Source organism: Uliginosibacterium sediminicola, from assembly GCF_039631295.1.
Taxonomy (GTDB): domain Bacteria; phylum Pseudomonadota; class Gammaproteobacteria; order Burkholderiales; family Rhodocyclaceae; genus Viridibacterium; species Viridibacterium sediminicola.
Genome location: NZ_JBDIVE010000006.1, coordinates 19,068 through 36,306, shown reverse-complemented (window position 1 = coordinate 36,306; position 17,239 = coordinate 19,068). Strand labels below are relative to the sequence as shown.

The following is a 17,239-nucleotide window of genomic DNA, read 5'->3' as shown; positions in this document are numbered from 1 at the left end:
TTGGAATTCTTTGCAGCCCTTCGCATTGTCTGCTTTTGTGTTTGCTGCCGTGGCCTTGATTGCTTTAATGTTTGCTCTGCCCACGCACCGGGCTGAAAGATTACGAGGCGCCGAATGATTTTTGATCGTCTGTTCCAGCTGATGGCCGAACGCTCTGCGTCGGATATCTTCGTCACCGCCGGTGCGCCGATCCAGATCAAGATCAATGGCACGGTGGTGCCGATCAATCAGCAGATCATGGAACCCGTCGTCATCCAGAAGATGGGCTACGAGCTGGTGACGCCCGAACAAGGCGCCGCCTTCGAGCGCGACCGGGAGCTGAATTTCTCGGTGCAGCGCCGTGGCCTCGGTAACTTCCGCGTCAATTTCTTCTGGCAGCGCGGCAGCATGGCCATCGTCGTGCGTTACATCCGCACCGAGATTCCCGAACTGCACTCGCTGGGCCTGCCGCCGGCGCTGGCCGAAGTGATCATGGAAAAGCGCGGTCTGGTGCTGGTCGTCGGCGCCACCGGCTCGGGCAAGTCGACCACCATTGCGTCGATGCTCGATCACCGCAGCACCCACGTTTCGGGCCACATCCTGACGCTGGAAGACCCGATCGAATACCTGTTCCGCCACAAGCGCTCCATCGTCAATCAGCGTGAAGTCGGCTTTGATACCCTGGGCTGGCAACAAGCGCTGAAGAACGCGCTGCGCCAGGCGCCGGACTGTATCCTGATCGGCGAAATCCGCGATCTGGAGACCATGAAGGCGGCCATCTCCTACGCGCAATCGGGCCACCTGGTGGTGGCCACCCTGCACGCCAACAACTCCTACCACGCGCTCAACCGCATCTCCAGCTTCTTCCCGATGGAGAACCGGCCGCTGCTGTATCTGGACTTGTCGGTGTCGCTGCGCTCGATCGTCTCGCAGCGTCTGGTGCGCACGCACGACGGCTCGCGCGTGGCCGCCGTCGAGGTTCTGATGAACACCCGCCACGTTGCCGACCTGATCGAGAACGGCGAGATTTCCGGCGTCAAGGAAGCCATGGAGCAAGCCATTGCGCCGGGCTCGCAAACTTTCGAGCAGGATCTTTACCGCCTCTACAAAGAAGGCGTCATCACGCTGGACGAAGCCCTCGCCAATTCGGATTCGCCGACCAACTTCTCCTGGCTGGTCAATAACCGTGTCGAAGACAACGGTGGCGCGGCGGCCAGCAAGCCGCACCTGGCCGAGTTCGACCCGACCGAGACCGACGGCGCTTCGTTCCGCTCATTCACCCTGCACATGGGCGACGCCAGCTAGGCGGCCGCCCCGGATTTTCAAGCCTTATGACTGAGCAAGAGATTCACGCCGCGACGCTGGAACTGACGCGCGGCCTCATGACCCGTGCCTCGATCACGCCGCACGATGCCGGCTGCCTGGAGCAGATCGCCGCACGCCTGGCGGCCATCGGCTTTCACTGCGAGCGCATCGACAGCAATGGCGTCTCCAACCTGTGGGCGCGACGCGGCACGACGCGGCCGGTGGTGGTGCTGGCCGGGCATACCGATGTGGTGCCGACCGGGCCGCTGGAGCAATGGCGCAGCGATCCTTTCGCCGCAGCCGAGCACGAAGGCTATCTGTACGGTCGCGGTGCGGCCGACATGAAGACTTCGCTGGCGGCCTTCGTCACTGCGGTCGAGCGTTTCGTCGCCGCCAATCCCGAGCACAAAGGCTCGCTTGCCTTCCTGCTCACGTCGGATGAAGAAGGCGTCGCCACCGATGGCACGATCAAGGTCGTCGAGGCGCTCAAGGCGCGCGGCGAAGCCATCGATTACTGCATCGTCGGCGAGCCGACCTCGGTCGATCACACCGGCGACATGATCAAGAACGGCCGCCGCGGCTCGCTCAACGGCAAGCTGATCATCCGCGGCGTGCAATGCCATATCGCCTATCCGCACCTGGGTCGCAATCCGATCCACCAGGGCGCGGCGGCGCTGGCCGAACTCGCCGCCATCGAGTGGGATCAGGGTAACGAATTCTTCCCGCCGACCAGCTTCCAGATCTCCAATATCCGCGCCGGCACCGGTGCCAATAATGTCATTCCGGGCCATATGGAGCTGCTGTTCAACTTCCGCTTCTCGACCGAGAGCACCGAAGAAGGCCTCAAGGCGCGCGTGCACGAAGTGCTGGATCGCCACCAGCTCGAATACAGCATCGACTGGAGCCTCTCCGGCAATCCCTTCCTCACCGGTCGGGGCAAGCTCACCGCCGCCATGGAAGCGGCCATCGAGGCGGCCACCGGCCACAAGCCGACCCTGTCCACGACGGGCGGCACCTCGGACGGCCGCTTCATCGCCACGATCTGCCCGGAAGTCGTCGAATTCGGGCCGGTCAATGCCAGCATCCACAAGATCAACGAGCGCGTGTTGCTGGCCGACATGGCGCCCCTCTCACGCGCTTACGAAGGCGCTATCGCGAACCTACTCAAATGACTTCTTCAGCATACGAATACCACAACACTTGGGAAGGCGCCTTCGGCAAGGAGCCGGCTCCTGAACACGATCACACACATTGTCAGGGGCATGATCACGACCACGATCACGAGCATGAGCACAGCCCCATTGACGAACTGGTGACCGTCCGCGACCTCGTTCGCTACGCGACCAGCCGCTTCAATCGCAAGAACCTGTTCTTTGGTCACGGCCTGCAGGACGCCTACGACGAAGCGGTCTATCTGGTGCTGCGTACGCTGCACCTGCCGCTGGACCGCCTGGAACCGTTCCTGGACGCCTGCATTCCGAGTGACGAACGCGCCGAAGTGCTGGCCATCATCCATCGCCGCAGTGACGAACGCATTCCATCGGCTTACCTCACCAAGGAAGCCTGGCTGGGTGACTTCCGCTTCTATGTCGACGAACGCGTGATCGTGCCGCGCTCCTTCTGTGCAGAACTGATCGAAGGCGGCCTGGCGCCATGGATTGAAGACGACGAAGAGGTGGCGACCGCGCTGGATCTGTGCACCGGCTCGGGCTGCCTGGCAATCCTGATGGCGCATCGCTTCCCGAATGCGCAGATCGACGCCATCGACCTCTCGCCGGATGCACTGGCGGTCGCCCAGCTCAATGTCGATGAATATCAGCTCGGCGAGCGTATTCGCCTGATCGAGTCCGACGTCTTCGCCGCACTCGGCGCAGAGCGCTACGACCTGATCCTCTCCAATCCGCCCTACGTAACGCAAGCCTCGGTCGAGTCGCTACCCGACGAATATCTGCATGAACCTGCGATGGCCCTTGGCGCGGGCGACGATGGCATGGACATCGTGCGCCAGATCATTGCCGGCGCGCGTCAGCACCTCAGCGAAAACGGCATCTTGCTGGTCGAAGTCGGCCATAACCGTGAGCAATTCGAAGCCGCCTTCCCGACCCTCGAAGCGGTCTGGCTGAGCAATGCCAGCGAAGAGGAAAAGGTCTTGCTGCTGCGCGCCGATCAGCTGCCTGAATAAATCATGCCTGTGCTGCATCAAGCACTGTGAAAATCGTCACAGGATCTATCACTTTAGTTAACTGTTTTCCCTAAAGCTTTTCGTCACTCCAGCCGTTCTTGTTGTGCAGCGAGTGTTGCGTCCGGAGGGTGCGGCACACGCCCATCAGCCGCCCGTTTTCCGAGGCGGCGCAGCATAACAAGATAGCTGGAGACACGGATGTCTATTACTCGCAAGATCCTTGTGATGGTGGGCGCTGCTTTGCTGAGCACCCTGCTGGTGATGCTGGTGGCGGTCAACGCCTTGTCGGGTAATGAAGCGCTGAGTGACGCGCGCAGCGCGGTCATCGTCTGTGGGCTGCTTGGCCTGACGATCTCTGCCGCGCTGGGCTGGATGCTGGCACGCACGCTGGCGCGGCCACTCAACACGATCCACTCGGCCATCGCCCACACGGCGGACAATCTGGATTTCACTGCCTCGATCACGCTGCACTCCAGCGACGAACTGGGGCAGATCGTCGAGGCTTACAACCGGCTGATCAGCCGCCTGCGCCAGAATTTCATCGAGATGCAGGCCTCCACGGCGCAGATGCTCGAAGTGACCGAGGATGCGGATCGCTCATCACGGCGCATCGCCCGCAATTCCAGCATCCAGAGCGATGCCTCGACCAATATGGCGGCCTCGGTGCAGCAGATGACGGTGAGCATCTCGATGGTCGCCCAGCAGGCACGTGATGCCAACCAGCACACCCAGGAGTCGCGCGAGATTGCCGATCACAGCGCGGAAGTGCTGCTCACCACACTGACCGGCATCCAGACCATTTCTGATTCGGTGCGTGACGCTGCCGGCCGCATCAAGGCCCTGCGCAGCGACTGTGACAGCATCTCGTCGGTGGCCAACATGATTCGCGAGATTGCCGACCAGACCAATCTGCTGGCGCTCAACGCGGCCATCGAAGCGGCGCGTGCCGGCGAGCAAGGGCGCGGCTTCGCGGTCGTCGCTGACGAAGTGCGCAAGCTCGCCGAACGCACCTCGAAATCCACACAGGACATCAGCCACCTGCTCGGACGCATGCAGGAGAGCGCCAAACTGGCGGTAACCAGCATGGAAGCCACCGAGGCTTCGGTGACACAAGGCGTAGACAACGCACGCCAGGCCGGCGAATCCATCGAGCGCATCAAGGAAGGCTCGACGGCCGCCGCCTCGGTGGTGGAAGAGATCTCCGGCGCGATCCGCGAACAGCAGGTGGGCAGCACGACCATCGCTCGCAACATCGAGCAGATCGCGCAGATGAGCGAACAAAACTCCGCTGCCGCCACCACCTCGGCCGAGGCGGTCGGCCGCCTCTCCCGCATGAGCCGCGACATCTCGCGCCTGCTCGCCAGCTATCGCGTCGATGCCAATGCGCAGCAGAAGATCGAGATCCGCGTCGCCGACATCCAGAGCGAAGATTTCCCGACCGTGCGCGCCCTGCACGCGATGGGCGAGACGCTGAAACAACGCAGCAATGGCCGCATCCAGCTCAAGGTCTATGCCGGTGGTTCATTCGGTTCCGAGAAGGAAGCCCTGGAGCAGCTCAAGAGCGGCGCGCTGGACATGGCGCGGGTGAATATCTCGCCGCTCAACAAGAGCTGTCCGGAAACCATCATCCCGACCCTGCCCTTCCTGTTCAAATCCATCGAACACATGCAGCGCGCAATGGATGGCAGCATCGGCGAAGAGATCCTCGCCTCCTGCGTCAATGAGGGCTATGTCGGCCTCGCCTTCTATGACAGCGGCGTGCGCTCGATCTACACCAACAAGCCGGTGCGCAGCCTCGCCGATGTGCGTGGCATGAAGCTGCGCGTGCCGCAGTCCGATCTGTGGATCGCCGTGGCCAATGCCATGGGCGCGACGGCAACGCCGATGTCGATTGACGAAATCATCAGCGGCCAGCGCACTGGCCTGATCGACGCCGCCGAGAACAATCTGCTCGCCTACGAGAGTTTCAAGCACTTCAATGTGTTCAAGTACTTCTCCAGCACCGAACACTCGATGGCACCGGATGTGCTGATTTTCTCCAAGAAGATCTGGGACAGTCTGTCGGAAGAAGACCGCCAGCTGATCAAGGACGCAGCCAAAGCTTCGGTGCCGAGCATGCGCCGCTTCTGGTCGGAGAAGGAAAGTGCAGCACGCAAGTCGCTCACCGCGGCCGGCACCACCTTTGTCTCCGGCGCCGACCGCAAACCTTTCCAGGATGCGATGCGCCCGGTCTACGACAAGTTCGTCACCACTGAAAAGCAACGCAGCCTGCTGCGCGCGATCCAGCAGATGTCCTGATCCGCCGCATCGCCCCGACAAAAGCGGCCTGCGGGCAGCCATACCGTTCAGTTAAGCTATGTGCATGTTTGATGCGCTGGCTTTTGACGCAAAGGACGCAAAGGAAAAGAAAAGGTCCACAAAGGAAAACGATTTTTGGGTTTCCTGTGTGGACCTTCTGTCTTTCTTCGCGTCCTTTGCGTCGAAAATTCGTCCCCCAAAACTGAATATGTCTTAACGGAACTGCATTAGCCTGCGGGCAGCTTTTTTGTTCAGGCGCCGGTCTCGCCTTGCAAGGCCATGCAGACAGCCTGCAGCGGCGCGCCCCAATCGCCGAATTGCTGCTGGCGGAACAGGCGCACGCCCGGATACCAGGCGCTGCGCTCGCCTTCGAGCAACCAGCGAAAATCCGGCGTCAACGGGAGCAGGATCCAGGTCGGCTTGCCCAGCGCCGCCGCCAGATGCGCTACCGCCGTATCGACCGAGATGACCAGATCAAGCTCGCTGATCAGCGCGGCGGTATCCGCAAAACTGTGCAGGCGATCCTGCCAGAGCTGGATCGGCAGATCCGCCAGCAAGGGCAGATCCGTGGGGCGAATCTCTTTTTGCAGGCAATGGAACTCGGCGTCCCGCGCCAGCAGCGGGCGCAGCGCCGCCAGTTCGATGCTGCGCTTGTGATCATTGCCATAGCTCGGGTTGCCGCTCCACACCAGACCGATGCGGCGCCGGCGGTGCGCCCCCAGCTGCGCCTGCCAGTCCTGCCGCCGCGCGCTATCCGCCTGCAGGTAGGCGGGCGCGGCCGGCACGCTCTGCAAGCTGCTGGCAAAGGCCAGCGGCAGGCTCATCAGCGGGCACTGGTATTCAAACGCGGGCAAGCTCTCGCCACGCGCCAGCACGCTGATCTGCGGGTGCAGGCTGCGCAGCAGATCGCGCAGCGCCGGCTGCACCTCCAGCACGACGCGGGCACCAAGCGTCAACACCAGCGGCGCATAGCGACAGAACTGGATCGTGTCGCCGAAACCTTGCTCGGCATGCAGCAAGATGGTCTTGCCCTGCAAATCGACATCGCCCAGCCAAAGCGGCTGCGGAAAATTCCGCGCCAGCGGCGCGATGCGCGAAGTGCGCCAGCGCCATTCGTAGCCCGCCCAGCCGCGCAGATAATCGCCACGCATCAGACGCAGCAGGGCCAGATTCCAGTTTGCATCGGCATGCTCGGGCTGTGCCGCGATGGCGCGCAGCTGGCTTTCCTCGGCTTCATCCAAGCGACGCATATCGCTGAACACGATGCCGCGATTGGTCAGCACATCGGCATGCGCCGGATCGATAGCCAGCGCCTGCGCGTAACAGGCCAGCGCTTCCTCGAAGCGCCCCAGCTCGCGCAGCACCAGGCCACGGTTGTTCAAGGCGCTCAGATTGCCCGGCTGCTGGCGCAGCGCCGCATCGTAACTGGCCAAGGCCGCAGTCAGATGGCGCTGACGCGCAAGCACGATGCCGCGCCCGACCAGGGCATCGACATGGCCAGACTGCAAGCGCAGCACTGCTTCGTAGCTGGCCAGCGCTTCGGCCAGATTGCCGCGTTCCTGCATGATCACGGCGCGCATGTGATGCGCCTCGACCTGGCTGGGGCGCAGCGCGATCACCCGCTCATGCGCGGCCAGCGCTTCGTCGGCACGGCCGAGCTGGCCAAGCAGCAAGGCGCGGTTGGCATGCGCGTCGACATAATCCGGCGCCAGCGCGGTGGCGCGTGCGTAGTCGGCCAGGGCTTCATCGAAGCGCTTGAGATCCTTGAGAGCGGTGGCGCGGTTATTGAGCGCATGCGCCTGCTCCGGCTTGATCTTGAGCGATTCATCGAGCAGGCGCACACCGGCCTCCAGCTCGCCGCGCTGCAGATGCAAGGTGCCCAGCCGGGTCAGCGCTTCAGGATGACGCGGCGCCTGCGCCAGCACCTGCTGGTAGAGCCGCGCGGCAGCGTCCAGATCGCCCGCACGATGAAAGCCCAGCCCCTGCTCCAGCCATTGTGCGAGCAGCGCCGGGGGCGCCGCATTCTGGCGCTGCGGCGCGATCAGCTGGGCGAGCAGGCCGGAAGCCGGTTTTTTCTTGTGTGTCATGGAAAGGATTATTACCCAGCTTTGTCGGCCGAGCTTGTCCGGAAGCTTGCCGCCTGATCACCGAATTCGGCGATAATTCGCCCCTTCGCCTTCCGGAACACCGTTTTGAGCCATCCCACTGCCGCGCCAACTGCCCGTCTCGATACTCCCTGGCGCCGCCTGCTCGCCTGGCTGGACATGCTCTTCGTCGACCACGGCCTGTTCCGCGTGCTCTACAACAATCTCTACGCCCTGCCCGGCGGCCTTTATCGCAGCAGCCAGCCGAGCCCGACGCAGATCCGCAAATACCAGCGCAAGTACGGCATCAAGACCATCATCAATCTGCGCGGCGCCGACCAGACCCTGCGCTATGCGCTGGAAGAAGATGTCTGCCGCGAGCTGGGCATCACCCTCATCAATCACAAAGGCATCCTCTCGCGCAGCGCGCCGGAGACGCAGGCCGTGCTGGCCACGCAGGCGCTGTTCGACAGCATCGAATACCCGGCGCTGATCCACTGCAAGTCGGGCGCCGACCGCGCCGGATTCGCCGCAGCGCTGTACCGCATCTTTCGTTTGGGCGAGCCGGTGGCCCAGGCCAAAGCCGAGCTGGACTGGACCTATGGCCACCTCAAGGGCTCCAAGACCGGCATCCTCGACTTTTTCTTCGAGCGCTATGAAGCAAGCAATGCCGCGCAGCCAACGAGCTTCAGCCAATGGCTGAACGAGCAGTATGTGCGCGACACGGTGAAAGCCGATTTCAAGGTGCGCGGCTGGGCCGACTTCATCGTCGACAAGCTGTTGCGGCGCGAGTGAGGGACGCATGAAAGACAGCATCGTCCTCTACCAGCGCCTGCTGGCCTACATCAAGCCCTACTGGCGGGTGATCGCGATGTCGTTCATCGCCATGGCGGTGGCGGCAGCCTGCCAGCCGGTGATGCCGGCCTTGCTGCAGCCGCTGATCGACAACTTCAATGCCCACGGCGCAAGCCAGAGCGTGTTGCCGCACGGCGCCTCCTTCCTGACACGGCTGATGCACGACATCGCGCAGGACATCCGCCTGATTCCACTGCTGATCTTCGCTACCGCCGTGGTCAAGGGCCTCGCCGATTACGTTGCCAGCGTCGCCAGCCAGTGGGTGGCCAACAAGGCGATCCAGGACATCCGCGAAGACGTCTTCGCACACCAGATGCGCCTGCCGCTGGCCGAGCACATCCGCCAGACGCCGGCGCGCATGCTCTCGCGCCTCTCCTACGACATCAACCAGGCTGGCAGCGCGCTGTCGACGGCCTGGATCGTGGTGATCCAGGATTCGCTCTACATCCTCTTCCTCACCACCACCCTGCTCTACCAGGCCTGGGAGCTGACCCTGGTGATTCTCGCCATCGCGCCGGTGATTGCCTGGATCATCCGCCAGGCCAGCAGCAAGATGCGCAACTCCAGCCGCGACCAGCAAAGCACCATGGCGCAGCTGACCGGCTCGATCGAAGAGTCATTGTCGGGCCTGCGCGAGATCAAGATCTTCGGCACCCAGGCACACGAGAACCAGCGCTTCAAGCGCATCGGCGAACGCCTGCGTCACGAAACCATGCGCGTGGTGCGCGTCTCCTCGGCGAATGTGCCCCTGGTGCAGATCCTCGCTTCGGCGGCGATTGCCATCGTCATCTTCGTGGCGACTTCGCTGTCGCACAGCCGCAATTTCTCGTCCGGCGAATTCGTCGCCTACATCACGACGATGGCCTTGCTGTTCGAGCCGATTCGCCGCTTGACCAATGTGAATTCGACGATCCAGCGCGGGCTGGCCGGTGCGCAAAGCATTTTCGAGCTGCTCGACGCGCCCGCCGAAGAAGACCAGGGCCAGCTGAAGCTGGAACGTGCGCGCGGCGCCCTGCGCATCGAGCAACTGGCCTTCAGCTATCCGAATCAGGAACACGCGGCGCTGAGCGATTTCACGCTCGATGTTGCAGCGGGTGAAACCGTCGCCTTCGTTGGTGCCTCGGGCAGCGGCAAGACCACGCTGATGGGCCTGATCGCGCGCTTCTTCGAGCCCGCGGCAGGACGCATCCTCATCGATGGCATCGACATCCACGCACTGCCGCTGGACAACCTGCGCAGCCAGCTGGCCCTGGTCGGCCAGCATGCTGCGCTGTTCGACGACACGGTCGCCGCCAACATCGCCTACGGGCAACAGCAGATCACGCCCCAGGCGCTCGAAGAGGCTGCCCGCCAGGCTGGCGCGCTGGACTTCATCCGCGCCCTGCCCGAGGGCTTCGAGACGCGCATCGGCACCAATGGCAATCGGCTCTCCGGCGGCCAGCGCCAGCGCATCGCGATTGCCCGCGCCTTCTACAAGAACGCGCCGATCCTGCTCCTCGACGAAGCGACCTCGGCGCTCGACAACGAGTCCGAACGCGTGGTGCGCGAAGCGCTGGTGGAACTGCGCCGCAACCGTACCGTACTGGTCATCGCACATCGCCTGACCACCATCCGCGATGCCAATCGCATCGTCGTGATGGAGCGCGGCCGCATCGTCGAGATCGGCACCCACAACGAACTGCTCGCCGCCAATGGTGCCTACGCGCATCTGCTGGCCAGCGGCGAAGAAATCGTCGAGTAAGTCATGGCGCTGCGCAGCCGACTGATCAGCCTCGCACGCAAGCTGTTGCGCGGCGATCCGCTGCGCACATTGCAAGCGCGCGGTCTGGTGGTCGGCCAGAACTTCTTTCTGCAGGACGATTGCGTCATCGACGCCTGGCATTGCGCGCTGATCCGCATCGGCGACGATGTCACCCTCGGCCCACGGGTGATGATCCTGGCCCACGATGCGAGCACCAAGCGTGCGCTGGGCTATGTGCGCATCGCCCAGGTGGAGATCGGCGACCGCGTGTTCATCGGCGCCGGCAGCATCGTGCTGCCCGGTGTGAGCATCGGTAGCGATGTGATCATCGGCGCCGGTAGCGTCGTCACTCAGGACATTCCGGCGGGCAGCGTGGCCGCCGGCAACCCGGCACGCGTGCTCGGCAGCACGGCCGACTACATCGAACGCAAGCGCGTGGAGATGGACAACTCAGCGCAGTTCGGTGAGGAATTCACGCTGCGCGCAGGCGCCGATGCAGCGCGACTGGCGCAGATGAAAGAAGCGCTGAAAAACGGCGTCGCTTATATCGTCTGATACGGGCGTAGCGCTGCCGGCCGCGGCGCCACGCGGCGACTCCAGGCTAGCGCCGGCACTTCGATCCAGCGGTAGAAAGCAGCACCCGCTGCCACCGAACCCGCCCACGCCACCAGCATGCCGATTGCATTCATCAGCGGCGAAGTCGGGAACAGGCTGATGAACAGCGGATTGACGATCAGCAGCACGGCGAAGTGGATCAGGAAGATCGAATAGGAGATCTTGCCCAGATACTGAATGCTCGGCCGCTCCAGCCAGGCCAAGAGCTGCGGGCGACGCAGCGAGATCAGTAAGCCCAGCGCAATCAGGCTAGCCAGCAGCACGCGGCTGCGGTAGTCGAACAGCAAGGCCATCGCCACCAGCGACAGCAAGAGACAGAAGCGATCGAGCGCAGCAATTGAATTCATTGCCCAGCGCGCACTGGCGCCCAGCGCGTAGGCGCCGAAGAAATACACGCCCCAGTGGTCCCAGCTTGCATCCAGATTGAAATAGAACAAACCGCTGACACCCAGTGCCAACACAAACCACGGCCCAATGCTTGCCGCCGTCTTGGTCCAGCGCTCACAGCGACTGCCCAGCCACATCATGCCGAGGAACAGCGCAAACAGCTGCAAATCGATGGCCATGTACCAGGCACCGGCGGATAGCGACTTGAGCTTGAGTACGTCCTGCAACAGGAACACATGGGCGAGGAACTGACCGACACCGGGCGCTTCGGGCACCAGGTCGTGATCGAGCTGCCCCCGCGCCCACCACGAAGCCGCAATGGTCAGCAGCAGCGCCGCGATGAAGGGCAGGATCAGGCGCAGATAGCGACGCGCCAGCAAGGCGTGCGGCGCCGGACTTTGCAGGCGGCCATTCGGTGCCAGCGTGTGCGCAGTGAGAAAGCCGGCTATCACGATAAACAACTGCACGGCCAGACGCGCGTGATTGGAAAACCAGGCCAGCAGATCGGGAGCAAGTTTCCATGCCACATCCGACATCGGACCGTAGAGGGCCAGGTGGTGCAGGACTATCAACTGGGAAGCAATGGCCTTGACCGCATCAAGACCGGGAACGGGCTGAGGTTTGGAACTGCGCATGCAACAATCGATTTAAAGCGAGCGGACCCTGATGACAGGATCATCAAACAAAAGGCACACCTGGGACTCTGCCAGGCAGCGGAACTGCTGTTCGGACCAGGTGCTTGGCTACAAGTTCCATCAACTTGGCAAGTCGGGCAAGACCTGAGCATCTGGCGCCGGTGCGGGGGTATGATTATGCCCCATTCCCGCAGCAGCCTGCGCGGGCTATCCGTCACAAGTTTGATCGGAAGCGCATGGATTCTTCCGGCGATCCGCTGACAACCAAGACAGCTTTGCATGCCGCGCTTGCGCGACATCACCAGGATCCAACATGTTGCGTGTCTGCATCATCGGCGCCAGCGGTCACTACCGCTATGTACTCGAAGGGCTTGGTCCGCGTATCGCGGTCGCAGGCATTGCTCACGGCTCGGAAGGCGAAACCCTGCATCAACTGCAGGCACACATGCAGGGGCGCGACATTCATGCGCCGCGCTTCGATGACTGGCGCCACATGCTTGACACCGTGCAGCCCGACATCGTCGCCGTCAATTGCCATTTCGGCGATCACGCACGGATCAGCCAGGAATGTCTGCTGCGCGGCCATCACGTCTTTTCGGAGAAGCCTCTGGCGACCACGCTGGACGCACTGGCCGAACTCAGGCAAACGTATGCGCGTAGCGGAAAGCAGCTCTCGGCGATGTTCGGCATCCGTGGCAAGCCCTGGTTCCAGGCCGCCCACGCCGCCGTGCAAGCGGGCCGCATCGGCAACGTGCGCCTGATGCAGGCGCAAAAGTCCTACAAACTGGGCGCTCGCCCGGCATTCTTCTCACACCGCGAACAGAGCGGCGGCCTGATCCCCTGGGTCGGCAGCCACGCCATCGACTGGTTGCAATGGTTTTCCGGCGCCAGCTTCCGTAGCGTGAGCGCCCAGCACAGTCGCGCTCACAATGGCGGCAATGGCGATCTGGAAGTCTCAGCGCAATGTCTGTTCGAGATGAGCGATGAGATCAGCGCCAGCCTCAGCATCGACTATCTGCGCCCCGCCAACGCTCCTTCGCATGATGACGACCGCATCCGTATCGTTGGCACGCGTGGCATCCTTGAAGTGCGCGATCAGCAGGCCTTCCTCTTCAACGACGAAGCGGCGTCCGCACAAACGCTGGCGCTGCCAGCCGAGCGTGCGATCTTTGCCAGCTTTGTCGATCAGATCCGCGGCAGCGCGCCGTGCATGGTCAGGGCCGAAGAAGCTTTCGCGGCGACGCAGGCAAGCTTGCTGGCGCGTGAGGCCGCAGACAGCGGCAACAAGCTCTTGTTCTGAGAAGCTGTTCATGATCTTACTGCGAGCCCGTGATCGGGGCGCATGCGCTGCTCGGAATCCTCATTTATCAACATAAACTCCGGTTCCTGCGCTGCTCCGCATTGGCCAACTGAGCCCGCTGACGGCCTCTCGCTACAGATCACGAACAGCTTCTAAACCCGGCTCAAGGCTGGCCCAGCATTTCATCGAGCAAGGGTTGCATCGCATCGGCCCAGATCTGGTAGCCGGCCAACGAGGGATGCAGCTGATCGGGCATCAAGGCGTCCGGAATTTTTCCCTCTTGAAGGAAGCGATCGCCGATGTCCAGATAACGCACGCGGCGGCCATCGTCGAGTCCGGCGATATCGGCATTGATGGCGCGGATGCTCTGCATGCGTGCCAGCGCGTCATCCAGCCTGCCGCTGGCGTCCTTTCGCGGCCCGCGTGGCAACAGCCCCAACAACAGGATCTTGCACTGCGGCTGCTTGTGCTGGATCAGCGCAACGATCTGACGAATGTCCTGCGCAATCTGCGCACTGTTGCCGGGCGTGTTGTTGGTGCCGATCATCAGCACGATCACTTTGGGGCGGATGCCGTCCAGCTCGCCGTGATCGAGCCGCCACAGCACATGCTCGACACGGTCGCCGCCAATGCCGAAATTCGCCGGACGGTAAGCGCCGTAGCGCTGCTGCCAGAGCGCCGGCGCGCGATGCGCCCAGCCCTCGGTGATTGAATCGCCGACGAAGAGCAGATCGACCGGGCCCTCCTTCGTGCGCTGCAGAAAGCTCTCGTGGCGCCGCATGAACACGCCGTTGTCATTCTTCGGCGAGCCAAGCCCGGCTGAAGATGATGGTGCTGCCGTCGGCGCCTGCGTACTGCACGCCGACAACAGCGCCGCACTGGCAAGCATCACCGTCAACACATAGAGTCGGATCTTCATGCGCGGCTCCTTTAGGAATGCAATGCTCCGCAGTTTAGGCCTGAGCTGGCTCAGGCTGCACGCCGTTCATCGCGCTTTCTTCAAGGCCGCAGCGGCTTCCTCGCGCACACGACGCGCTTCATCGAGCAGGAGTTGCTGGTAGTCGTCGAGGTCACCATCGAAAGGCTCAACCGCACCCTTGGAGACCAGCCAGAACTCGTCGCAGACTGCACGCAGCAGCGCGCGATCATGGCTGACCAGCATCACCGTGCCTTCGAACTCATTGAGCGCCATGCCCAGTGCTTCGCGCGTGGCCAGATCAAGGTGATTGGTCGGCTCGTCGAGCAACAAGAGGTTCGGACGCTGCCAGACGATCATGCACAGCACCAGGCGCGCTTTCTCGCCGCCGCTCATGGTGCCGACCGCCTGCTTGACCATGTCTCCACCAAAGTTGAAGGTGCCGAGGAAGGTGCGCAGCGATTGCTCGGTGCCGCTCTGCCCCGGCGCGCGCAGATGCGCGGGCGTGTCCTTGGCGAGGCGGATCATGTGCTCCAGCGGCGTGTCCTGCGGGCGCAGCACATCGAGCTCCTGCTGGGCGAAATAGCCGATCGACAGCCCCTTGCCCTCGCTGATCTCGCCGCTGATGGCCGTGAGCGCGTGCGCCACGGTTTTCACCAGTGTCGACTTGCCCTGCCCGTTCGCACCCAAAATACCGATGCGCTGGCCAGCCAGCACCGAGCGATTGATGTTGCGCACGATGACGGTCGGCGGCGTGCCGGCCGGTGCGTCGGCCGGCGGCGGGTAGCCGAAGCTGGCGTCGAGCATCGACAGCATCGGATTCGGAACGTTGATCGGTTCCTTGAATTCGAAATTGAACTCTGCATCGGCCAGCACCGGCGCAATCTTTTCCATGCGTTCGAGCGCCTTGACGCGGCTCTGCGCCTGCTTGGCCTTGCTGGCCTTGGCCTTGAAACGGTCGATGAATTTCTGCAGATGCGCGATCTTGTCAGCCTGCTTGGCCATCGCCGCCTGTTGCAGCAGCATCTGCTCGGCGCGCATGTCCTCGAACTTGCTGTAGTTGCCGCCGTAGCGCACCAGCTTGGCGTTGTCGACATGCACCGTCACCTGGGTCACTGCATCGAGGAATTCGCGGTCATGGCTGATCACGATCATCGTGCCCGCGTAACGCTTGAGCCAGGCTTCCAGCCACACCAGCGCGTCAAGGTCCAAGTGATTGGTCGGTTCGTCGAGCAGCAACAAATCGGACGGACACATCAGCGCACGCGCCAGCTGCAGGCGCATGCGCCAGCCGCCGGAAAAACTGTTCACCGGCTGATCGAGCTGCGCGGTGGAAAAGCCGAGGCCCAGAATCAGCGCCTGCGCACGCGCCGGCGCATCGTGTTCGCCGGCATCGTTAAGCGCCATGTAGGCATGCGCCATGGCCATGCCGTCGTCACTCGCTTCCGCCGCCGCGACTTCGGCGCGCGCCGCGAGCAGCACGGAATCACCCTCGATCACGAAGTCGGTCGCGCTCTGCTCGGTCTCCGGCATGTCCTGCGCGACCTGCGCCATCTGCCACTGCGCGGGAATCGAGAACTCGCCGCTGTCTTCGTGGATGCCGCCATTGAGCAACGCAAAGAAAGACGACTTGCCCGCACCGTTACGGCCGACCAGCCCAACCTTTTCACCCGGTGCAAAGACCACCGAGGCACGGTCGAGCACGACCTTTACGCCGCGACGCAGCGTGACATTCTTGACGACAATCATGGGGAAATACTTCGAGGAGGAGCGGCATGATAGCCGCTATCCCCCCGCAGCGGCTAGCTACTCCGGCCGATGCGGCTCGGCAAGGTATTCGCGGGTGCGCATCTCGATCAGGCGTGAGACGGTGCGCGGGAATTCCTGAGCGTTCGGACCTTCGCGGTAGAGCATCGGCGCCTCGGCCTCGGCACTGAGAATCAGCTTGACGCGTGCGTCGTAGAGCACGTCGATGAGCCAGGTGAAGCGGCGCGCTTCATTGCCTTGCTGGGCACTCATCACCGGCACATTGGAGAGCAGCAAGGTGTGGTGCTGGCGCGCCAGTTCGAGGTAATCGTTCTGCGAGCGTGGGCCATGGCACAGCACATTGAAATCAAACCACACCACGCCGGGCGCTGCGCGCCGCGCCAACAGGCTGCGGCCCTGCACGCTGAGCTCAGCGGCCTTGCCCGGCATGCCGGCGATCTCGGCGAAATGTGCGGCAAGGCGCGCATCGGCCTCGGCACCGCTGGGCACCATGAAGGTGTTCATGCGTTCGAGCGAACGCAGGCGATAGTCCGTGCCATCATCGACTTCAACCACATCGAAGCGCTGCTTCATCAGCTCGATGGTCGGAATGAAGTTCTGCCGCTGCAAACCGTTCGGATACAAACCATCCGGCGGATAGTTGGAGGTCATCACAAAGACCACGCCGCGCTCGAACAGCGCTTGCAGCAGGCGGCCGAGGATCATCGCATCGGCGATGTCCGAGACGTGGAATTCGTCAAAGCACAGCAGTCGCGTCTTGGCCGCGATGTCGTCAGCCACCTTGGCGAGCGGATCGCTTTCATTGGCCGCTTCGCGCAGCTGCACGTGCACCGACTGCATGAAGGAATGGAAGTGCGTGCGACGCTTGCGCTTGTAGGGCACGGCGTCGAAAAAGCAATCCATGATGAAGCTCTTGCCACGCCCGACGCCGCCCCACAAATAAACGCTGCGCGGCAGATCCGGATGGATGAAGAGCTTGCGCAAAGCCGTACGCCGCGCGGCCTTGAAAGCCAGCAGCTCGGTGTACAAAGCCTGCAAACGATTGATCGCCCCGCGCTGCGCTGCGTCGGCCTTGAAGCCACGCATCGCCAGCAAGCCTTCATAGGCTTCGATGACACCGAATTCGGGGACCTTGAGAATTTCGTAGGACAAGAAATCAGGGGCTAGGGGCTAGG

The 17,239-nt window shown here is 62.8% G+C and carries 13 protein-coding genes; 8 read left to right on the top strand and 5 right to left on the bottom strand.

Annotated features, from left to right (window positions below):
• Window positions 1-114: 114 nt before the first annotated feature.
• From ABDB84_RS12065 to dctP, 4 genes are all read left to right on the top strand, one after another.
• Window positions 115-1,284, top strand: coding sequence for a PilT/PilU family type 4a pilus ATPase (locus ABDB84_RS12065; protein WP_345919988.1), 1,170 nt, complete (start codon window positions 115-117; stop codon window positions 1,282-1,284).
• A gap of 26 nt (window positions 1,285-1,310) precedes the next feature.
• A complete protein-coding gene (dapE, locus tag ABDB84_RS12060; protein ID WP_345919987.1) occupies window positions 1,311-2,456 on the top strand; it encodes a succinyl-diaminopimelate desuccinylase in 1,146 nt (381 codons plus the stop codon).
• Entirely contained in the window at window positions 2,453-3,466 is a 1,014-nt protein-coding gene (gene prmB / locus ABDB84_RS12055) for a 50S ribosomal protein L3 N(5)-glutamine methyltransferase (RefSeq protein WP_345919986.1), read from the top strand. The genes dapE and prmB overlap by 4 nt, the downstream gene beginning before the upstream one ends.
• 198 nt (window positions 3,467-3,664) lie before the next feature.
• Window positions 3,665-5,764, top strand: coding sequence for a TRAP transporter substrate-binding protein DctP (gene dctP, locus ABDB84_RS12050; RefSeq protein ID WP_345919985.1), 2,100 nt, complete (start codon window positions 3,665-3,667; stop codon window positions 5,762-5,764).
• A 251-nt stretch (window positions 5,765-6,015) separates the two neighbouring features.
• On the opposite strand, the gene ABDB84_RS12045 is transcribed toward dctP, so the two are convergent.
• Window positions 6,016-7,851, bottom strand: coding sequence for a tetratricopeptide repeat protein (locus ABDB84_RS12045; RefSeq protein ID WP_345919984.1), 1,836 nt, complete (start codon window positions 7,849-7,851; stop codon window positions 6,016-6,018).
• 105 nt (window positions 7,852-7,956) lie between these two features.
• Here ABDB84_RS12045 and ABDB84_RS12040 point away from each other — a divergent pair, with 105 nt between their 5' ends.
• From ABDB84_RS12040 to ABDB84_RS12030, 3 genes are read left to right on the top strand one after another with little or no spacing between them, the layout of a single operon-like run.
• The gene (locus tag ABDB84_RS12040) at window positions 7,957-8,643 is read left to right on the top strand and encodes a tyrosine-protein phosphatase (protein ID WP_345919983.1); all 687 of its coding nucleotides are present in this window, start codon (window positions 7,957-7,959) and stop codon (window positions 8,641-8,643) included.
• Window positions 8,644-8,650: 7 nt separating this feature from the next.
• Window positions 8,651-10,444 (top strand): lipid A export permease/ATP-binding protein MsbA, encoded by a 1,794-nt coding sequence (gene msbA, locus ABDB84_RS12035; RefSeq protein ID WP_345919982.1) that lies wholly within the window; start codon window positions 8,651-8,653, stop codon window positions 10,442-10,444.
• A gap of 3 nt (window positions 10,445-10,447) precedes the next feature.
• Entirely contained in the window at window positions 10,448-10,999 is a 552-nt protein-coding gene (locus ABDB84_RS12030; protein ID WP_345919981.1) for a DapH/DapD/GlmU-related protein, read from the top strand.
• On the opposite strand, the gene ABDB84_RS12025 is transcribed toward ABDB84_RS12030, so the two are convergent.
• On the bottom strand, window positions 10,987-12,081 hold the full coding sequence (locus ABDB84_RS12025) for an acyltransferase family protein (protein ID WP_345919980.1): 1,095 nt from the start codon (window positions 12,079-12,081) through the stop codon (window positions 10,987-10,989). The two genes, ABDB84_RS12030 and ABDB84_RS12025, sit on opposite strands and share 13 nt — an antisense overlap.
• A 313-nt stretch (window positions 12,082-12,394) precedes the next feature.
• Between ABDB84_RS12025 and ABDB84_RS12020 the strand changes: the two genes are divergently transcribed.
• The gene (locus ABDB84_RS12020; protein ID WP_345919979.1) at window positions 12,395-13,381 is read left to right on the top strand and encodes a Gfo/Idh/MocA family protein; all 987 of its coding nucleotides are present in this window, start codon (window positions 12,395-12,397) and stop codon (window positions 13,379-13,381) included.
• A gap of 163 nt (window positions 13,382-13,544) precedes the next feature.
• Here the strand turns inward: ABDB84_RS12020 and ABDB84_RS12015 are convergent, their stop codons facing one another.
• From ABDB84_RS12015 to zapE, 3 genes are all read right to left on the bottom strand, one after another.
• Complete coding sequence (locus tag ABDB84_RS12015; RefSeq protein WP_345919978.1) at window positions 13,545-14,300, bottom strand: GDSL-type esterase/lipase family protein; 756 nt, start codon at window positions 14,298-14,300, stop codon at window positions 13,545-13,547.
• A 66-nt stretch (window positions 14,301-14,366) separates the two neighbouring features.
• Window positions 14,367-16,046 (bottom strand): ABC-F family ATP-binding cassette domain-containing protein, encoded by a 1,680-nt coding sequence (locus ABDB84_RS12010; protein WP_345919977.1) that lies wholly within the window; start codon window positions 16,044-16,046, stop codon window positions 14,367-14,369.
• A gap of 57 nt (window positions 16,047-16,103) precedes the next feature.
• A complete protein-coding gene (zapE, locus tag ABDB84_RS12005) occupies window positions 16,104-17,216 on the bottom strand; it encodes a cell division protein ZapE (protein ID WP_345919976.1) in 1,113 nt (370 codons plus the stop codon).
• Window positions 17,217-17,239: the final 23 nt, after the last annotated feature.